Annotated in this window: 11 protein-coding genes; 6 read left to right on the top strand and 5 right to left on the bottom strand. The window is 43.6% G+C overall.

Annotation, left to right across the window (positions count from 1 at the left end; translation table 11 throughout):
* Window positions 1–69: 69 nt before the first annotated feature.
* Together ACE1CD_RS05890 and ACE1CD_RS05885 are read right to left on the bottom strand one after the other, a co-directional pair.
* A complete protein-coding gene (locus tag ACE1CD_RS05890) occupies window positions 70–720 on the bottom strand; it encodes a class I SAM-dependent methyltransferase (protein WP_374798897.1) in 651 nt (216 codons plus the stop codon).
* A 296-nt stretch (window positions 721–1,016) separates the two neighbouring features.
* Window positions 1,017–4,637: an NB-ARC domain-containing protein gene (locus ACE1CD_RS05885; RefSeq protein ID WP_374822316.1), complete on the bottom strand. Its 3,621-nt coding sequence runs from the start codon at window positions 4,635–4,637 to the stop codon at window positions 1,017–1,019.
* Window positions 4,638–4,832: 195 nt separating this feature from the next.
* Here ACE1CD_RS05885 and ACE1CD_RS05880 point away from each other — a divergent pair, with 195 nt between their 5' ends.
* From ACE1CD_RS05880 to ACE1CD_RS05870, 3 genes are all read left to right on the top strand, one after another.
* Window positions 4,833–5,417 (top strand): RICIN domain-containing protein, encoded by a 585-nt coding sequence (locus ACE1CD_RS05880; protein WP_374822453.1) that lies wholly within the window; start codon window positions 4,833–4,835, stop codon window positions 5,415–5,417.
* 234 nt (window positions 5,418–5,651) lie between these two features.
* A complete protein-coding gene (locus ACE1CD_RS05875; RefSeq protein WP_374822313.1) occupies window positions 5,652–6,479 on the top strand; it encodes a hypothetical protein in 828 nt (275 codons plus the stop codon).
* 363 nt (window positions 6,480–6,842) lie between these two features.
* The gene (locus ACE1CD_RS05870) at window positions 6,843–11,042 is read left to right on the top strand and encodes a right-handed parallel beta-helix repeat-containing protein (RefSeq protein WP_374822310.1); all 4,200 of its coding nucleotides are present in this window, start codon (window positions 6,843–6,845) and stop codon (window positions 11,040–11,042) included.
* Between the two features lie 29 nt (window positions 11,043–11,071).
* Here the strand turns inward: ACE1CD_RS05870 and ACE1CD_RS05865 are convergent, their stop codons facing one another.
* The gene (locus ACE1CD_RS05865) at window positions 11,072–12,319 is read right to left on the bottom strand and encodes a glycosyltransferase family 87 protein (protein ID WP_374822307.1); all 1,248 of its coding nucleotides are present in this window, start codon (window positions 12,317–12,319) and stop codon (window positions 11,072–11,074) included.
* Window positions 12,320–12,390: 71 nt separating this feature from the next.
* Here ACE1CD_RS05865 and ACE1CD_RS05860 point away from each other — a divergent pair, with 71 nt between their 5' ends.
* Together ACE1CD_RS05860 and ACE1CD_RS05855 are read left to right on the top strand one after the other, a co-directional pair.
* On the top strand, window positions 12,391–14,172 hold the full coding sequence (locus tag ACE1CD_RS05860) for a hypothetical protein (RefSeq protein ID WP_374822304.1): 1,782 nt from the start codon (window positions 12,391–12,393) through the stop codon (window positions 14,170–14,172).
* Between the two features lie 6 nt (window positions 14,173–14,178).
* A complete protein-coding gene (locus tag ACE1CD_RS05855) occupies window positions 14,179–15,912 on the top strand; it encodes a hypothetical protein (RefSeq protein WP_374822301.1) in 1,734 nt (577 codons plus the stop codon).
* Between the two features lie 54 nt (window positions 15,913–15,966).
* Here ACE1CD_RS05855 and ACE1CD_RS05850 read toward each other — a convergent pair whose 3' ends face one another.
* Both ACE1CD_RS05850 and ACE1CD_RS05845 read right to left on the bottom strand, forming a co-directional pair.
* Entirely contained in the window at window positions 15,967–16,731 is a 765-nt protein-coding gene (locus ACE1CD_RS05850) for a tetratricopeptide repeat protein (protein ID WP_374822298.1), read from the bottom strand.
* A 112-nt stretch (window positions 16,732–16,843) separates the two neighbouring features.
* Window positions 16,844–17,707 (bottom strand): DUF6671 family protein, encoded by an 864-nt coding sequence (locus ACE1CD_RS05845; RefSeq protein ID WP_374822295.1) that lies wholly within the window; start codon window positions 17,705–17,707, stop codon window positions 16,844–16,846.
* A gap of 252 nt (window positions 17,708–17,959) precedes the next feature.
* Here ACE1CD_RS05845 and ACE1CD_RS05840 point away from each other — a divergent pair, with 252 nt between their 5' ends.
* Window positions 17,960–19,879 (top strand): alpha/beta fold hydrolase, encoded by a 1,920-nt coding sequence (locus tag ACE1CD_RS05840; RefSeq protein WP_374822292.1) that lies wholly within the window; start codon window positions 17,960–17,962, stop codon window positions 19,877–19,879.
* Window positions 19,880–19,990 lie beyond the last annotated feature (111 nt).

The raw sequence follows: 19,990 nt of genomic DNA, 5'->3' as shown, positions 1-19,990 counted from the left end.
TGTTAAACAAGGGTGATGTCGGTGCGATCGCAGGCGCAGAGTCGCACCGAAAACTTCTCCCTTTCCCTTTTAGCTAGCAGCTTTGTGAGCGATAACAGCGTAGAAGGGGTCGCCACCGCCGACACCCATCCATTGTAAAATAGTAGGCGCTGCGGACACTCGGCTAATAACTTCCGGTTCGGTAAATCCGGGAACCGATCGAAAATAGCTTTTTACCATTTCCACTCGCGCCGCTTCCGAAGCATCCCGCCACGCCGCAATTGCTTTTTGATAAAACATCCGGTTCGAGAAGCTGAAAATCGCGATTCCACCGGGTTTGAGAATGCGGTGAATTTCGGAAAATATCGCTTCTGGATATTGCAGATATTGAACGGAAACGCAGTTGAGAACAGCATCAAAATCTGCATCGGGTAAGGGAAATTTGGGGTTATCGTTCAGATTTTGGACAAAGTAATGATGCAAGCGAGAATTGCGTACCAATTCCTCTTCGTTCATCCCGTGTCCTTCGATATGAGCGAATTCTACATCATCTGGTAGATGAGAAACCCAACTGCTCATCATATCAAAAATGCGAGTGTTAGGTTTAAGCCGTTCCCGGTACAAGTCTGTTAGCTGTTGGATAAAACCTTCATCTACGTGAGTGACAAAACGCGGGAAAGAATAAAACAGATTATCGCTCGTTTCGTCTAGCTTAGTGCGTTGATTGGGACGAAGCATCATATAGCAAAAGTCAAAAGTCAAAAGTCACTCATTGAAATGCTTGCTGTGAATTGGTTCTGGCATTTTAGGATACCCTAACCACCCTGGCGGTTGCTATGACTGGAAATTTTGTGCGATCGCTAGGTTATTCGTAATTATAAATAAATGTAACGACTTTTGCCATCAAAACCTACCAAAAGATCAATCTATATATACATCTGCGTTTATCTGCGTTCATCTGCGGTAGAAAATCTAGCAGTTGTTGAGATGATAATAAAAACTTATTTAATCGTAGGGTAAGTTAGGCACGGACAGCTCTACTTTTCCTCAACTGCCCCCAGTGATTTGAGCGTCGCAATAGTCGCCTCGGTTAAACCAGTAACTCCTGTAATATTCATCCCTTCGTAAGGTTTGGGAACAGGCAAAGTTTTAATGCACTCACCCGTTACTGCATCCCAAACCTTAATCGTCTCATCTTGACTACCACTAGCAAGTATTTGACCATCTTGACTAAACGCAACTGACCATACCCAATTGTCATGTCCTGCAAGAATTTGCAAGCATCTACCTGTGCTAACATCCCACACTCGTACAGTTCGATCGTGACTGCCACTCGCCAAGTGTATACCATCAGGACTGAACGCGACAGATGACACAATGCCGTCGTGTCCCTGTAGGATTTTCAGATATTCTTCGGTATTAATATCCCAAAACTTTATAGTATTGTCACCGCTGCTACTTGCCAGGATATTACCGTCAGGACTAAAGGCAACAGACCAAACCCAATCCGTATGTCCGGTACAAGTTCTCAAGACTTTTCCTGTAGTGATATCCCATAGCTTCACCGTATTATCGGCACTAGCAGAAGCCAGGATATGACCTAAAGGGCTAAAAGCAAATCCCAACACCCAACTCTCATGTTCGGTGCAAGTATAAAGACATTTCTCGGTACTAATATCCCATAGTTTTATAGCTTGGTCGGCACTGAAACTTGCCAATGTCTTACCGTCCGAACTGATGGCAACTCCCCAAACCCAAGCAGAATGACCCTGTAAAATGTTTAGGCATTGAGCGATCGCAGCATCCCATAACTTTACGCTAGTGCCAGAGCCACTTGCAAGCAGACGACCATCCAGACTTAAGCCAATAGCTTTCAACCGATAAGTGTGTTTTTCCTGCAAGCTTTTAAGACACTGCCCCGTTTTGATATCCCATACTCTCACAGCGCGATCGCTACTAACTAAAGTTTGACCATCGGGTGAGAAAACTACCGAATTTACTGGATTACTTTGCCCAGATACTGTTTTCAGACATTGACCTGTTTTAACATCCCAAAGTCTCAGCGTGCAGTCTTCACCAGTGCTAGCTAAAGTTTTACCATCAGGATTAAACGCGACAGATGAAACCCGACTGGTGTGTGCTTGTAGTGCTTTTAGGCACTGACCCGATGCCACCTCCCATAATCTCACGATGCGGTCTTCGCTGCAACTTGCTAATATCTGACCGTCAGGACTAAAGGCAACAGACAGCACTATCTGTGCGTGTCCAGAGCAAATACTAAAAACTTCACCCGTGCTAATATCCCAGAGGTGTATCAAAGAATCATCACCCCCACTAGCTAGCGTTCTACTATCCGGACTGAAAGCAACTGATGGAATCTGACCGCTATTACCCTGAAATATTTTTAGGCATTGTCCCGTACTGACATTCCACAGTTTGAGCGTTTTGTCATCACCGCCACTTGCTAAAATTTTACCATCTCGACTGAATGCGATCGACCACGCCTGACCTTTGTGGGCTTGCAATGTTAGGACACATTTTGCATTACTCCAATCCCAAAAATGCACAGTCCCATCAGCGATGCTACTAGCAAGAATCTTGCCATCTGGACTGAAAGCAACTCCCAGCACAGCGCTAGTATTTCCCTGCAATATTTGACAGATAGACCAACTACTAACATCCCAGCAACAAATCGTCCCATTACTACCGCCAGTAGCAAGTATCTTGCCATCTGGACTAAAAGCGACTGATAACACAATGTTGCCATATTCTTTGCTAGTTTTCAGCAGCCGAGCTTCTGGCATTTGCCACAAGTGAATCTCACCATTTGTATCGCCCATTGCTAAAAGTTTTCCATCCGGGCTAAAACCCACTGATAAACCACTGCCCAGAATTTCGGCGAAAACAGAATTAGCTAGATCGGCACCAGCAAAGTTGACTTGCTTCAAATTTGTATCCGGTAAATAAGCTTGCCAAACGGTCAAATTAGAAAAATTCCAACCGCTTAAATCTGTCTGCATCTGACGCAATATATTAATAATATTACCCGCTATATATCCAGTTTTTAGCGTTGTTTTACCATGCAGAAACGAGAGAATTTGCTCGAGTTGATTTTCTAATTTTTGCTGGTTTGCAAAACTAGAAAGCAGCCGTTCGGCAAGGGGATTGAGAATGAGACGAATTTGGGTATTTCTGACGTATTCCTTAGCTGTAGCTTTAAGAAGACTCAAGCTTCTGAAAAGATCGATTTCGCTGGTTATTATCTCAACGCAGACTTGTTCGATTAATCGTTCTATAGTGTATTCCATCACAACGGGTTGTTGAGTGTAGCCGTCTGAGGTTTTTTCAATGAGAGAACGTCTAACGAGAGAACCTAAAGCCTCTAGTAATTCTTGGATAGTTAATTTTAATAGTAAATCTTGTTGCAATTCTCCCAGCGAGACGGGCGATCGCTCGATCGCCAGCCAATACATAATATTTTTTTCTAAATCTGATAAACGATTGAATTGTCGGTCTAATAGGTTGCGAATATCATCAAATACTAAAACTCCTCGATCTAAAAGTTTTAAAAATTTGTGCAGGTTACTCTCAAAAAAGTCGCGGATGGCTGGAGCGACCATTTTTAAGGCTAAGGGATTTCTAGCATAGTGGGATACCACAATATCCCATTCGGAGTCTGACCCTTGAAAAACCCCGATACCTTGGAAAATTTTCCGTGCTTCTGGGGTTGTTAAACCTGTCAGTTGTAATGAACGAACGGGCAAATTTTTGCCTTCTTTAGCAGCTAAACCGATAGGTTTTTCTCGACTGGTTAGTAGCAGGGTACTTTTATGGTTTATTTCGGCTACGCAGCGCAGAAGTTGACCGTATTCTTCATATCCTTCTCGATAACGACCCGTGCGATCGCCTGACTGTAGAGTTGCCTCGACGTTATCCAATATTAAAAGACACCGATGCTGTTTCAGATAGTGCATCAGTCGCGAAATTCTAGCATCGACAGTTTCCGGTAAATTCGTTTCCTGTTGGTTCGAGAGAAATTGGATCAATTCTGTCAATAAATCGAGGATTGATGGAGCATTGCGGAGACTGCGCCAGATAATGCGATCGAAATGTTCTTGGATGCTTTCTGCTAACTTTATAGAGAGAGAGGTTTTGCCAATTCCACCCATCCCCAATAGCGTCACTAAACGACAGCGATCGACAATTAACCACTGTTCTAATAATGCTAATTCTTCGGCACGTCCATAAAAAACGGAAACATCTATTGCTTCTCCCCAATCAATGGATTTCTTGACTTTTCTTACGTCATTTGCAACTCGCTCTGCGATTTCTCCAGTTTGATGAATTTGTGCGTTTATATTGTTAATAACCAGTTGGCTATTTGGTAGTTCCACATTTACTTGTGCTTGTTGTGCTTTCCGTCGTAGAACTGACTGAACGTTACTCTTAGTAACTTTTTCTCCGAATACCCGACTGAGAACTTGCCATAACTGAAAGCCAACAAACTTAATATATTCGGCATCATAACCAGCGCTTTTGGCAATCTGTGGATAAGAGCGTCCTTCCCAAGTCTGACGCAATACCAGTATGTGAACATCGTTGAGATGCTCTCGTTTAAGAACTGAGTCTAGGAAAAGAAGTGCTTCGTCGATCGTCATTTATTTTAATAAAAATTTAACAATTTTAACTTGCTGTTACAACTTACAAGCTCGCGTACCCAAATCTAAGATGGTAGCAATTATACCTAAATATTTGCTGGAATTTGCATCCAGGATATAACTATTTATAACTTTTTATCACAGACGCGATTGCCGCATCCGAGTTATTACTGATTCACGGTAGGTTTGCCTGACATGATTTTAATTATGCAAAGACAAGTAAAAATTCTACTTAGTTTAATTTCGATTGCTTTTTTAGCCTTTTCACTATCCAGAGTCGAGGCTCAAGCACAGAGGCAATCACGTTTCTTTCTAAAAAACAGAGTTTCCAATCTCTGTTTAGGAGTCGTAGGAGTAGATGGTCATGGGCCTGGAGCAAGGGTTGAGGTTTACCACTGTAACCCCGGTGGTGGTGATGCTGGGAATGACAATCAATGGACAATTAAAGATTTAGGAAATGGATACAGTCACATCATAAATAAGGTTTCTGGTCTGTGCTTAGGAGTACTAGGAGTAGATGGTCATGGGCCTGGGGTAAGGGTTGAGGTTTACCACTGTAACCCCGGTGGTGGTGATGCTGGGAATGACAATCAATGGACAATTAAGAGTTTAGGAAATGGATATAGTCACATCAGAAATAGGGTTACTGGTCTGTGCTTAGGAGTCGTAGGAGTAGACGATCATTGGGCTGGGGCACCAGTCGAAGTTTATCGATGTAATCCTGGCGGTGGTGATGCTGGATATGACAATCAATGGACAATTACAAGAATACGCTCTTAGTAGTTTGTTCACTTGAAGCAAACTTGCATTTGTTGTTAGGTCAGCAGAGATGGGTAGGTGAGATCGCGTCTTTGTTATTTGGAATAATAGATAGCGATCGCCCTTGTGTCAGTTGAAAAAGATTGGTATGTTCGGTCTACTGAATTTGGTTTCGCTCTTGTGTCAGTTGGATAAAGAAAAGACGATCGAGCGAGACAGAAAATAAAAATTCTCCCCATCATAAAGGTAAAAAACATGGGAACACCACAAGAAGTTTACGTCAACGGAATCAAGAAGCAGCTTAACAACTACTATGCTGCTTGGCTACCAAGTACAAAATTTCAGCTAGGAGATGTAGGTTTTTTAACGGGGAATCTTTTTAATAAGGTAACATCACTCGAAAACTTGGGAATTTCATTTAAAGAATCCCCAGACCACGATTCTACTAAAATTGAGTACGTTTCCGAATCAGGGGTGTCTAGGGTGATTAAAGTTGCTGGTCAATTAAACCCAAACTTACCCAATATCCCACAAGGTCAAGCAGGAATAGGAATTGAATTCAGCAAAGAAGGGGCTTTCATAATTCAGGCAGAAGAGAGTTTCGAGCCATTTATTGACGACTTGGTTAAACTCGAAAAAGACATTCGTCAAGCCTACCAAGACGGCAATTGGAAATCAGGATGGGTAGTTATTACTCAATTAATTCGTAGTCCCAATGCAACAATTATGATTTCTAACTCATCCCAATCTAAAATTGAATTATCGGCTGAAGGAGATGTAACATTACAGGGAATAAGCTTAGGTAATGCTCGAGCAAAATTTGCTGTTAGAGCGGAAACAGGGCAGATTTTTAAGTTGATCGACGCGCAAAATATAACTCCATTCTTTAAATTATTGCAAATAGCAGCAAGACCTTGGCCGGTGTTTAACGCATTAAATTTTCGATCTTCTTCGCCAAGAATTGGGTCGTTAAATGCAATAGACTTTATTACTCCTAAACTTGCTAAAGATAATTTGGAAATTGCCAATTCTCTTTACTTAGATGTAGCGCAAAAAAGATGGGATTCTGAAGACATTGAGTAAAGTTAAAAATAGAGGTGCTAGTAAGAAGCAACCCTAGTTTACCATTGAAAATTCTTAATTACTTAGTAGGAAAAGGGCGATCGCTTCTTATAATCTACCCTGCTGCGTTCATCAACAATACAGGCGACGCTCTTGTTCTAGTAGTGATGGCGAAGTGCGATCGCCCATCGGCTAAAAAGTCAAACCCCAAAGGCTGTTAGTTGTTATATCAGAAGACACTTTTTATCCACAAGAAATCTCGAAAGCTGACAAAAGCCTCCTACTTTTCGTCGATCTGTAGAAACTATTACAAAAGTAAAGACTTCGGTTGGAATTTTTGTAAATCTTTCCTGAAAATTTAGGCAATTTTAAAAAGGATAAATTATGGCATACATCAAGGGAACCAACGATCCAGATAACCTCGTAGGCGGAATTGGTGACGACTGTATCGAAGGTGGAGACGGCAATGATTACCTATCAGGTGAAGCCGGTAATGACTACCTCGATGGTGGAAATAGGGACGATACCCTTGATGGTGGCGATGGCAATGACACGCTACTGGGAGATAGTGAACCATACTTTGGCGGCGGCATCGTCGGCGGGGACAGCACTGTTAGACCAATGGGCAATGACTTACTTGATGGCGGTTCTGGCAATGACTACCTCGAAGGTGGGTACGGTGATGATGTTATCCAAGGCGGGGACGGTGATGACATTTTAAAGGGAGGACGTTCTAATAACTACGATTATTTGGTTGGATATAGCGACGATCGGCTTTATGGCGGTATTGGTAATGACTACCTCGAAGGAGAGTACGGCGATGACGAACTTCGAGGTGAAGAGGGCGATGATACCCTCAAAGGTCAGGATGGCAATGATACCCTTTGGGGTGGAAACGGAGATGATAGACTTTCTGACGAACCCATCGCCGGTATTGCTCTTATGGAGTCTTCCAGTAGCAACCTGCTATGGGGTGGCGCAGGCCATGACACGATCTCTGTCTCATCGGGCAGTAATTCCTTATGGGGCGAAGAGGGTAATGACATCCTTTGGGGCGGATGGGATAGTGATTCTCTATGGGGTGGGGAAGGCAGTGACTATCTTAGCGGTAGTTTAGGAAACGACTATCTCGAAGGTGGGGGTGGCAAAGATACACTCATAGGTGATGAGGGTGGTGATAAGGGTGATGACACTCTTAGCCTATCGGGTGTCGGTGATAAGAATAATATCAATCCTTATATCCTCCAAGGTGGCTATGGAAATGATACTTATAAACTATTTAATAACCCTGCTGGCAGCATTATTAATGATTGGGATGGCACTAATGATGCACTTACCATCTACGAACAAGGTGAAGGCTCTCCAGAAGTTACCATTTCCTGGGGATTGGCAGCAGGTACTACTGGTGCAGTGCAAGAAGACTCCTCACTCATAGTAGACCTTAACAAAGATGGGAAAGCGAACAAAGCTGATGACCTGACAATTTTAAATTTTTATTCGATGATTGAGAACGAAAATGGCATTTTTGTACCAACCAATCAACCGGGCTCTGGCTACATTGAGAACCTAAAGTTAGGGGGAATATTAGTAGTCAATTCAACAGGCGATGAGGCTGATGCAAACCCAAATGACGGAGTTGCTGATGTTGACCTAGCAACACCAGGATTACAAACTACTTTTAGAGCGGCAATTCAATTTGCTAACGCCAAGTCTAGCAAAGATACAATTACATTCGATATTCCCACCGGGGCGCTGACAATTCAACCGCAATCTGCCCTGCCAACTATTACTGATGCAGTTATTATTGATGCAATAACGCAACCAGGCATTGAGATAGACGGTAGTAATGCAGGTGACAATACGCATGGGCTAACTATCACTGGTGGTAACAGCACCATACGCGGACTAACCATCAATCGATTCAGCGGCGATGGAATTCGGTTAGAAGGTAACGGCGGTAATGTAATTGAGAAGAATAAAATCGGCACGGATACCAGCGGCACAAAAGCATTGGGCAACGTTTTCAATGGCGTGACTGTAAATCTTTCTGCCAATAACAAAATTAAAGATAATATTATTTCTGGTAATCAGGAGAACGGCGTAGAAATTTTGACTGGAAAGTCAACAGGCAACCAAATACAAAGCAATAAAATTGGCATAAGTAGTGATAGCAAGCAATCTTTAGGCAACTCCGGACATGGCATATTAATAGATGCCTTGACTAGCGATAACTTGATTGGTGGTAAAGAAGCAGGAACAGGCAACACCATTGCTTATAACAACAAAGCTGGAGTAGCCATTGACACGGGATTTATTAACACTCAAGGTAACGCCATTTTAGGCAACTCAATCTTTCAAAATGAAGGAGCGGGGATTGACTTAAACAACAATGGCTTTACTCGCAATGATTTTGGGGATGGGGACGCTGGTGCTAATCAATTACAAAATTATCCAGTGCTGACCTCTGTCACGCAGAACAACGGTGAAATTTCTATCAAAGGAAACCTTAATGGCGCTCCCAATACTACATACCGAATAGAATTTTTCGCTGATAATCAAGGTTCTCCATTTAGACCAGACGATCCATTTAATTTTGAAACATACCAGGCACAAATTTTTATCGGTTCTATCGATGTAACGACAGACCATTCAGGAAATGTTAACCTCAGCAACGATAATGGCTATATAAAAGGTTTTTCCAAAACCTTTTCCTCTACAGAAATAAACGCAGATGCAGTTTTTACGGCAACTGCGACAGATCCAAACGGTAATACCTCAGAGTTCTTTCCTGGATATGCCCTTAAGCTTCTAAACAAATCAGTTAATGTTGAAATTGACCCTAGTGAGGGTAGAAAGATCTGGGCTAAATTTCAGCCAGGAAAAGAACTTCCACTTCCAACCCCTCCTACCTTAAATAAGGTAGCTGAAGCTTTTGGATTTGACCACTTCAATTGGGTACAGAACGTCACTTACTTTCCAAGTTTTTTGAATCCAGAAATCTGGACAAATCCAGTCTTCGATACTGACGGTAATCCAATCTCGGCTACTAGCAAACTGCCTGCCATAAGCCCTTTTGCAGATCCGGTAATTGGGAGCAACAACTACTTCGTCTTCACAAAATTGGATGGTACTAAAACGTATTGGTTACACCCAGATACGGATTTCAATCCCCCAAAGAATCCTACAGTTGATGACAAAGTATTTTATTGGGGAAAAGATACGAAGCGAGGTCTTGACGACCTAAAATACTATACTTTCGCCAACGAATTATTGTTTACTGATGCGCCTACACAACCTCTTGGAACTTTGCAACTAGGCAAGCCAGGAAACTATATCAGTTTTGAGACAAAACTTGTTGGAGTACAAGCAGATGATAAATTCATAGATTGGAGTGGCCTTGGTACAAATTTTACTTGGTCAAGTGATGCAATTCACGACGCTAAAGCATCTCCAGCAGGAGGCAGCATCATTAATTGGGAAATTGTAGGCTACGGCAATATCGGCTCATTCAATGATGATTTGTCACCCCCTCTACCTCCTCCTCTAGCAGGCGGTGTCTTCGATATCCAGTTAGATGCAGTTACCACAACACCCAATCCCACTCCAACACCGACACCACTAGCAGCGCCAACCCCAACACCCACGCCAACACCGACACCCACGCCAACGCCAACACCGACACCCACGCCAACGCCAACACCGACACCCACGCCAACGCCAACACCCACGCCAACGCCAACACCCACGCCAACGCCAACACCGACACCCACGCCAACACCGACACCCACGCTTGAGGGAAGCAGCAATGACACCCTAATTGGTACTGACAATAACGATTCGATCGTCGGTCGTCAAGGCAATGATGTTTTAATCGGTAAGTTAGGAAATGACAGTCTTTTTGGCGGACAAGGTAATGATTTGCTCTATGGCAATCAAGGCGAAGATTTTCTCAACGGCAATCAGGGAAACGATACTCTTTACGGCGGTAAAGGCAACGATTTTGTTCGAGGTGGCAAGGATAATGACCTGGTTTTAGGAGACTTGGGAGATGATAGTCTTTTCGGTGATTTGGGAAATGATACTGTCTTTGGCGGTGAGGGTAATGACCTAATTAATGGCAATCAAGGCGAAGATTTTCTCAACGGCAATCAAGGAAACGATACCGTCTATGGCGGTAAAGATAATGATGTTGTCCACGGCGGTAAAGATGATGACTTAGTTTCCGGGGACTTGGGAAATGACACCGTTTTTGGAGACTTGGGAAATGATACTGTCAGGGGTGGTGCTGGTGATGACCTGCTCAATGGTGGGGTAGGCAATGATTCGCTTGTAGGTGGTGAGGGTCGCGATATTTTTGTGCTGACCTCTAGTGGGGGAGTAGACACTATTAGCGATTTCCAGATCGGTCAAGATTTACTGGGATTAACTGGTAATATAAGATTTGACCAGTTGACAGTTAGCCAGGGTACTGGTATTCAAGCAAAGGACACTCTTATCCGGATCGAGATCGCTGGCGAACTGTTAGCGTCTCTCACTGGTTTGTCATCAAGCTCAATTACTCCAGATATGTTCGTTCTTGTTTGATACCAAGTTGCGATCGTCTACATCTGCGTTTATCTGCGTTCATCTGCGGTAGAAAATCTAGCAGCCAAAAATATTCCCAGCAGCAACACCCCACCCAAAAAGTAATGAGAAATCAGCACTTCAAATATAGGAGCGATCGGTTTCACCAAAATAACCGGTAGCGACACCAAAACTGCACTTACCAAAACTAAACTATTCCAATTTTGTCCGGGAGGAATTGCCAGTCGATCGCACAGCCACAAACATAAAGGTAGCAGCAAATATAAATAGTAGTGCGTCCAAGAAATCGGACTGATAAGTTGCGCTAGACAGAGAACAATCGAAAATTCTAAATACTCTGTTGCGAGTGCGATCGGCTTTCTAGATCGCCAGCAAACCCAGATGCTGCTACCCACTAATATTGATATTAACAAGTAGCGCCAAACTTTAAATTCCATGCCGACTTCTAGCGGTTGCCAACTTTTTAAATCCACATCATATAGCAAACGCGCTAAAAACCCATCTACTGACTGAACGTTAAACGCGGCTAACGGTTTACCCGCGAAACTCAGAACGCATTTTTCAAACCAAGTTATGTGTAAATCCAAGCCAAACAAAAGTATTGATGCTGCTACTATTCCCACTAATCCGCTGCTAAATCCCAGCACAACTCGCCAGCGTCCTCGCATCGCGAAATAAATACCAAACAGGAAAAGCGGTATTTTGATTAAAGATGCGATCGCTAACACAATCCCCACCCAAACTTCTCGCTTATCCCGCATACAAAACAAAGCCGCAATCAACAGCAATAAGACGAAATGGGTAGAATTTCCCTGCTTGAGACTGTAGTATAAAGGGCCATTAACTAAAATTAGTCCCGCTATGGCTAACTTCCGCCATCCCGAAGCGTTCGTCAGTTTCCAGATTAAATAGCAAGAGCAGACAATCGCCGCCAAACCTAAAATAGTAATGATAATTTGAGCCGTTAGCTTATTAAAAAAAGAAATAGGCGTAAACAAAACCGCAATTATCGGGATATTCACAAATCCCAAACCTTTTCCCCACTCATACAACCTTGATGGGTCTTCGATAATTAACCTGCCGGCAGGGTAATAAGACTTATTAAAATCACCGCAGAAATTAGAAAAAGAGACCAGCCAAGAGAAAACCACCATGACTGTGGCTGGCAAACCGCAAGTTAACCACGAATTCAAACCTTGCCTTTTCGATTTAATGGCGATAGTATTTAGACTAACTGTGGCTAAGATTAAAATTCCATAGATGAGGTAAATTATCATAGACAACCGTTACAGCCAATTTGCGCCTGTCGCCAACCTTTAGAATCATACCCCCGTTGTGTTATTTTATCATGTCGATCGCACGCCTGCACCAGTTTTTTACCGCTCCTACTGCCAAAAAATTTAGTCCGACAGCGGTATTTTGGTTTACTTTGAGCTTGACTTTGGCCACAATTTACGCTTTTCAAGCTCTCCAAAAAGCCTTTGCCAGCGAATACGTCGTCCAGGACGATGCGCGACAGTTTGTATTTTGGATGCAGCGATTTGTCGATCCAGAATTGCTGCGTAACGATTTGATGGCTGAGTATTATCAATCGATTACACCGCCGGGATTTGCTAGTTTTTATTGGTTGATGGCAATTATAGGGATTGCGCCGTTACTGCTGAGCAAAATTTTACCAGCGATACTCGCATTGGTAACAACAATCTACGTTTTTGGCGTTTCAATGGAGATATTGCCGGTACCGGCGGCGGGATTTCTCACCACATTGCTGCTGAATCACAGTATTTGGATGAGGAACGATGTAGCTTCTGCAACTCCAAAAGCTTTCGCTTATCCGTTGTTTGCGGCGTTTTTGTATTACTTGTTGCGCGGTTCTTTGCTACCCTGTTTGGTAGCGATCGCACTGGAGGGATTGTTCTTTGCACCGATGGCGTTTATTTCGATGGGAATATTGCTGCTGCGATTGTTGAATTGGCAAAAAGGACGGCTGAGTTTGTCACGCGATCGCAAAGATTTTCTATTTTGTTTGACAGGATTGGGAGTAGGTTTTTTATCTCTATTACCTTATGCGATCGCATCCGCAAAATTCGCCCCTTTGATTACAATTAAAGAAGCCAAATCTGTACCAGAATTTATGGTAGGTGCGAGGGTAAGCTTTTTTTACAATCACAATCCCTTGGCCTTTTGGTTTGCTGGCCCAGAAACTGGTATTTTCCCTTATGTTGGCCCCGCACAACTTTTTATAGGCATATTATTACCAGTCGTGTTGCTATTTTCTGCTCGTTTTCCTTTGACGAGTCAGATATCAAACAAAATTAAAATTTTAACTGAAACTGTGTTAGCATCCTTCGCGATGTTTTTCGCCGCACATCTGTTAATGTTTAAGCTTTATGGCCCTAGCAGATACACGCAACATAGCTTGCGGATTGTGTTGGCGATCGCTTCTGCTATCTTATTAATTACACTGCTGGATATTGCTTTTCGAGCTTATCTTAATGATCGGCCAAAAACTCCTCCTCAATCTCCCCGGATTCGGCTCAATAAAAAACTCCTTTTATTTCCTATACTATTCAGCTTTTTGATATTTTTCGCGCTAATAATTTATCCCCATACTTTAAGATTTTTTCCCAGACCGGGATATGTAGTCGGTGAAACAACAGCACTATATCAATATCTGCAACAACAACCGAAAGATAGTGTAATAGCTTCCATATCTTTAGAAGCGAATAACCTGCCGACTTTTGCCAAACGGCCAATTTTAGTAGCTAGGGAATATTCGCTCCCTTTCCATACAAAGTATTATGGCCAGATTCGCCAAAGAGTTATCGATTTAATTAGCGCTCAATACAATCCCGATCTAGATCGAGTGCGACAATTTATTCAAAAATATGGCGTAGACTTTTGGCTATTGGAGAGTTCGGCTTTTCAGCCAGATTATTTCGATCGCATCGACTCTGCTAATAGGCGGTGGCTGAATCTCTATCAGCCTGCAACTTCAGAAGCGATATCCAACTTACAGCAGGGAATAGTTCCCGCATTAGCAAAATTTGTCGATCGCTGTGCTGTTTTGCGGGAACGCGACTTGGTATTGCTACAAACAGATTGTCTTCTCAAAGCCAACTCAAACTAATCTTTTATGTTTGTCAAACGCCTGCACCAATTTTTAATCGACCCGATTGCCAAACCATCCAAAAATAAGATAATTTTTTGGTTGACTTTGAGCTTAATTTTTGCCGCAATTTACGCCTTTCAAGGACTGCAAAAAGGCTTGGTTGGCGAATATGTCGTCCAGGATGATGCACGGCAGTATGTGTTCTTTTTGCAGCGTTTCACCGATCCGGAATTGCTATCTAATGATTTAATCGCTGACTATTATCAATCAGTTACACCCACCGGATATCTCGCGCTCTTTTGGTTAATGGCACGTCTCGGTATTCCGGCTTTGCTGTTGAGTAAACTTTTGCCAATGGTACTGGGATTGATAACAACAGCATACCTTTTTGGCGTATGTATGCAGATTTTACCTTTGCCAGTAGCGGGATTTCTTTCTACGTTGTTGTTGAATCAAAGTTTGTGGATGAAAGATGATTTAGTTTCGGCGACACCGAGAGCGTTTTTGTATCCGCTTTTCACAGCATTTTTGTACTATTTGTTGCGGCGATCGCAACTAGCTTGTTTGGTAACAATTGCGCTGCAAGGGTTGTTTTACCCTTTAGTAGTATTGGTTTCGCTTCTCGTCTTATTCCTGCGCTTGTTGGATTGGGAAAAAGGATTACCTCGTCTTTCCGGAAATCGCAAAGATTATGTATTTTTTACTTTAGCTTTAGGAGTAGCTTTCCTATCAATATTGCCATCGGTATTGACATCAGCAAAATATGGGCCAACCGTTACAGGAAGTGTCGCTAGAACTTTACCAGAGTTTTTACCGAAAGGACGATCGAAGTTTTTTCACAGCAATTTTTTCCTGTTTTGGTTGAACGGTAAAGATAGCGGTTTATTACCTTGGTTGAAGCCGCAAGCAATTCTAGTAGGATTTGCTTTGCCAATTTTATTGCGATTGCCATCTCGCTTTCCCTTAATTAACCACTTTAAAAATAACTTGAAAATTTTACCTCAAGTTATTTTGGCATCCCTGATGATGTTTGTCGCCGCGCATCTGCTGCTATTTAAACTTTATTGTCCGAGTCGCTATAGCGAACATACTCTGCGAATTGTGTTGGCGATCGCAGGTGGACTCGCACTCACATTAATGCTGGATGCAGTTTTAAATTCTTTTATTACTGCCAAACAAAATCAAACAGAAAAGCCTTGGCAACTGTGGATAACTGGTGCGATCGCAGCTGCATTGCTCCTGCATCCCCACTTTTTGAAAAACTTTCCTGCCACTGCGTACAAAACAGGTAGTTCGCAGACTATGTACGAGTTTTTTAAAGCGCAACCGAAAGATATTACGATCGCTTCTTTGGAGGGGGAAGCAAATTTTATCCCCACCTTTAGCAAACGCTCCATTTTAGTAGGATCGGAATATTCCCTACCTTACCATACAAAATATTACGCGCAGATACGCCAGCGAGCGATTGACCTAATTAACGCACAATACACCCTGGATACAGAGGAAGTAAAAAACTTTATCCAAAAGTATGGCATAGACTTTTGGCTGGTAGCCGACTTAGCATTTACGCCGGAACACATCACAAAAAATCCCTGGCTGATGCAGTATCAACCAGTAGCAAAGGAAGCCATCCAAAGACTAGAACAAGGAATTTATCCTGCGGTAGCAGAAGTCTCCCAACAATGTTCGGTTTTGCATACAAACTATTTATTTGTCATACCAGCAGAATGTATTGTGAAAGCGCTGTCAAGATACTAAAAAAGCGACGCGATCGCTCTCCCGTTTGGCAGAGCTTGCAGTCAATTCCACATTTTAAGTTGATTGCGAATTGACTCGTTGCAACAATTCATCAACTTGTTTAACTTTTTGAAATTCCCGTTGCTTTAGATATAACTCCTTTGCCTTCTTAAAATTTGCTACCGCATCCGCTTCTTTTCCTTGCTGCAACATAGCTATTCCCAAATTAGTCCAAGCATCTGCATATTCCGGATTAATTTGTACAGCTTGTTGCCACTCACCGATCGCATCGTCTATCTGACCTTGCCTAGCTAAAGCCACCCCCAAAGAGTTACGCGCCAGAGCGTGTTTGGCATTTATTTCAATTGCTTTGCGGTATGAACTAATTGCCTCATCTATTCTGCCTTGGCGATCGAGAACTACCCCTAACTTATAGTAAGGCGTTGCCTCTTTAGGACGCGATTGTGTCAACTGTCGAAATATCGATTCCGCACTGCTAAGATTTCCTTGGTTATAAAGTTGAGTACCGAAACTAACTATCTGTCCGTACCCAGAAATGAGGCTAGTGCAATTTTTCTTGTCGCTATTTGCTTGCGAAGAGCATCGTTGTAACTGATCTCCTTTAACTTCGTAATCTCCAGCTTCAGATCCCGGAAGGAGGGGATTATTTCTCGGTCGCGCATTTGGCCGCAAATTTAGCGCCGGTTCGCCATCCTCTATCTGTGCCAAACTGGGTTGTGGCAATAGCGAAACATACACTCCCGACCCAGCTAAAATGCCCAGAAACAAACCAGTCAGAGACTTGGTTAATGACTTGTTGGTGGTGCTGTCCATCTTCATAAGCTAACCTTGAATTTTTGACAATGACGAATGGTTTAAGTGTAAACTACTGACTGCCTTTTCGATAACCAAACAACAGAAAAAATTTTTGATGGGTACGGGACGCTTTCCATTAGGGATTGCAGTATTGACATTGAGAGGGGTCGGCGGTTTCTTGCCCATTGGGGAAAATTTGTTCCACAGTATGACCGCATTTTTTGCATTGATAAATTACCGCTAGAGTTAGATGAGTAGGGAGATGACAAAGTTCGCAAGGCAATCCCTTTTTACTGGCGATCGCGTCAAATCCAGGCCAAGCACACTCCGGACAAGTTTGATTGATTTTTATTATCAAATCGAGCGTTGCTTTCTCTATATTTTTCATCCTCGTCGGGTTATACATCGCCCGCATATCTGTCTCAATATGTACTTTGCCGTCCGCCGATTTCTTGATGCCCATCTTTACAGCATCAACAAGTTCTGCTGACGCAGTAATACCTTTGATAATTTCGCCTTTTCCTGACTGAGCATCGCCAATTATAACAATCAGAGCGTGTTCGGGAAAACCAACTTTTTGGGCGAATTCATCAGCTTCTTCCCAACTGGAAACGCGCTGATGGTTATGGTTAGTTTCAGTTGAAAACGCTTCACCAACAATTTCTATATTGTTTGCTTTATCTAATAACAAGACAATTTCTCTATTAGCTGAGAGATAGGGAATGAGCGGGTGAGGGCCAAACGAACCTTCACTGGCAAAGGCCAGAGTTTCCCCAGAGATCGCGATCGCTTTTTCGGCTTTGAACCGAGCCGCCTCAATTTGGCTGCCCATCCGTTTCACTTCTCTTGTAAACGTGCCGAATACATCCGTATCAAAATTCGGCGGCAAAATCACCTGAATTCCTAACTCTTTTGCCAGGATGGGAGCGATAACTCGCTCTTTTTTGTGCATAGTAGCTAAAACGCCGACTCGATTGTTAAACAAGGACATTTGATTCATAATTGACCGAAAAAAAGAAGTTTCAAGCCTACCATTTTAAGGGGAATCATCAAAAAACTTTTCCGAATTTGGAAACACCCGTCCGATTGCATAGCCAATCCAAAATCCAAAATCCAAAATCCAAAATCGGTTTGACCCCATCATCCGATCGGTTCCCCTCACTAGACGAGTTTCCATCGCCGCGTGCAAAGTGAGAATAGGGAAGTTAAGCACACAAAACAGGCGAGACGCCTGCACCACAAAGAAGGAACCATGCAAACTGCAACAGTCGATCGCACCGCTACCAACCAGCCGCCATTAATTCCTCGCGAAATTCTCTTCGGCAACCCCGAACGCAGCAGTCCCAGACTTTCGCCCGATGGCAAGTATTTAGCATACATCGCTCCCGATGACAAGAATGTTTTGCAAGTTTGGCTGCGAACGGTGGGACAGGAGGACGATCGCCAACTAACCGCCGACAAAAAGCGCGGTATCCGGATTTTCTTCTGGACTTACAACGCCGACCAACTCATGTATATGCAAGACGCGGACGGCGACGAGAACTTTCACCTCTACTCAGTCAACATCCAGTCCAACATTGTCCGCGACTTAACTCCATTCCAAGGCGTGAAAGCCCAACCGATAGGACTTGACCCCAAGTTTCCAGACGAAGTGCTAGTAGCCCTAAACCTGAACAACCCCCAAAAATTCGACGTTTACCGCATCAACCTCAAAAACGGCGCGGTGGAATTCGATACCGACAACCCAGGTAACATCGTCAGTTGGACATCCGACGCCCAATTTCAGGTACGCGCCGCCGTCGCCAGCACACCCGATGGCGGTTCCGACCTGCTTTTCCGGGAAACGGCAGACAAAGAGTGGGACATTCTGCGCCACTGGGGGCCAGATGAACAAGGCGGGCCAGTCACCTTCTCGGCTGATGGCAAAACACTCTACATCGAAGGCAATCACGACGCCAACGCCGATCGCCTTTTGGCCCTCGACCTCGCCACCCGTCAGGAAACCGTCATCGCCGAAGACCCGCAATACGATCTCGGCGGAGTGATGATTCAGCCGATCACGCGAGTAATTCAGGCAATTGCCTTCTACAAAGACAAGCAAGAATGGCAGATTTTAGACCAAAGTATTGCGGAAGATTTTGAAGCGATCGCCAAAGTTCGTCCCGGAGAATTTGGGATAAGCAGCCGCGATTTAGCCGACCAAAACTGGCTGGTAGTTTACATGACCGACGACGGCCCGGTTTACTACTACGCTTACAATCGCGATCGCAAAACCAGCACATTTCTGTTTAGCAATCAACCCAAATTAGAAGGGTTGCAGCTAGCAGCAATGGAACCCATTTCTTACCAAGCGCGAGATGGTTTGACTATCCACGGTTACTTAACAACTCCCTCCTTCATCCCCCCTGTGGACGGTGGGGACAGAGGGGGGGTTCCGACCGTGCTGTTAGTTCACGGTGGCCCTTGGGCGCGAGATACTTGGGGTTACGATCCGGAGGCGCAATGGTTGGCTAACCGGGGTTATGCGGTACTGCAAGTGAATTTTCGCGGTTCCACCGGCTACGGAAAAGATTTCCTCAATGCTGCCAATCGCGAATGGGCAGCCAAAATGCACGACGATTTAATTGATGCAGTAAATTGGCTGGTGGAAAAAGGCATTTCCGACCGAGAAAAGATTGCCATCATGGGCGGTTCTTATGGCGGTTATGCTACTTTAGTGGCATTGACTTTTACGCCCGATGTGTTTGCTTGCGGTGTGGATATTGTGGGGCCGAGTAATTTGATTACCCTGTTACAAAGTATCCCGCCTTATTGGGAACCGTTGAAAGCATCGATGTACCATCGCATCGGCAACTTGGAGACGGAAGAAGAGTTTTTGAAGTCGCGATCGCCTTTATTTTTTATCGATCGCATCAAGAAACCTTTGCTGATCGGTCAAGGTGCCAACGACCCACGAGTCAAGCAAGCAGAAAGCGACCAAATTGTCGAAGCCATGCAAAAGGCAAATTTGCCAGTGGAATACGTCCTTTATCCCGATGAAGGACACGGTTTCGCACGACCGGAAAATCGCCTGCACTTCTATGCTATTGCCGAAGAATTTCTCGCCAAACACTTAGGCGGTCGATTTGAACCTATCGGAGAAATCCAGGGTCATTCTGGTGTAATTAGATAAGTTGGTAGGGTGGGCAATACCCACCCTACTCTACTAAGTTCTTATCTGCGTTCATCTGCGTTTATCTGTCTTCATCTGCGGTAAAAATTTAACCCCAGATTCCCACAGATA

It is taken from the genome of Aerosakkonema sp. BLCC-F183, assembly GCF_041929145.1.
Classification (GTDB): Bacteria; Cyanobacteriota; Cyanobacteriia; order Cyanobacteriales; family Aerosakkonemataceae; genus Aerosakkonema.
This window is presented reverse-complemented; position numbering and strand designations above follow the sequence as displayed.

Bases quoted from the DNA above. Each gene is read 5' to 3' on its own strand.
- ACE1CD_RS05890 (WP_374798897.1), bottom strand. From the start codon at position 720: ATGATGCTTCGTCCCAATCAACGCACTAAGCTAGACGAAACGAGCGAT.
- ACE1CD_RS05885 (WP_374822316.1), bottom strand. From the start codon at position 4,637: ATGACGATCGACGAAGCACTTCTTTTCCTAGACTCAGTTCTTAAACGA.
- ACE1CD_RS05880 (WP_374822453.1), top strand. From the start codon at position 4,833: ATGATTTTAATTATGCAAAGACAAGTAAAAATTCTACTTAGTTTAATT.
- ACE1CD_RS05875 (WP_374822313.1), top strand. From the start codon at position 5,652: ATGGGAACACCACAAGAAGTTTACGTCAACGGAATCAAGAAGCAGCTT.
- ACE1CD_RS05870 (WP_374822310.1), top strand. From the start codon at position 6,843: ATGGCATACATCAAGGGAACCAACGATCCAGATAACCTCGTAGGCGGA.
- ACE1CD_RS05865 (WP_374822307.1), bottom strand. From the start codon at position 12,319: ATGATAATTTACCTCATCTATGGAATTTTAATCTTAGCCACAGTTAGT.
- ACE1CD_RS05860 (WP_374822304.1), top strand. From the start codon at position 12,391: ATGTCGATCGCACGCCTGCACCAGTTTTTTACCGCTCCTACTGCCAAA.
- ACE1CD_RS05855 (WP_374822301.1), top strand. From the start codon at position 14,179: ATGTTTGTCAAACGCCTGCACCAATTTTTAATCGACCCGATTGCCAAA.
- ACE1CD_RS05850 (WP_374822298.1), bottom strand. From the start codon at position 16,731: ATGAAGATGGACAGCACCACCAACAAGTCATTAACCAAGTCTCTGACT.
- ACE1CD_RS05845 (WP_374822295.1), bottom strand. From the start codon at position 17,707: ATGAATCAAATGTCCTTGTTTAACAATCGAGTCGGCGTTTTAGCTACT.
- ACE1CD_RS05840 (WP_374822292.1), top strand. From the start codon at position 17,960: ATGCAAACTGCAACAGTCGATCGCACCGCTACCAACCAGCCGCCATTA.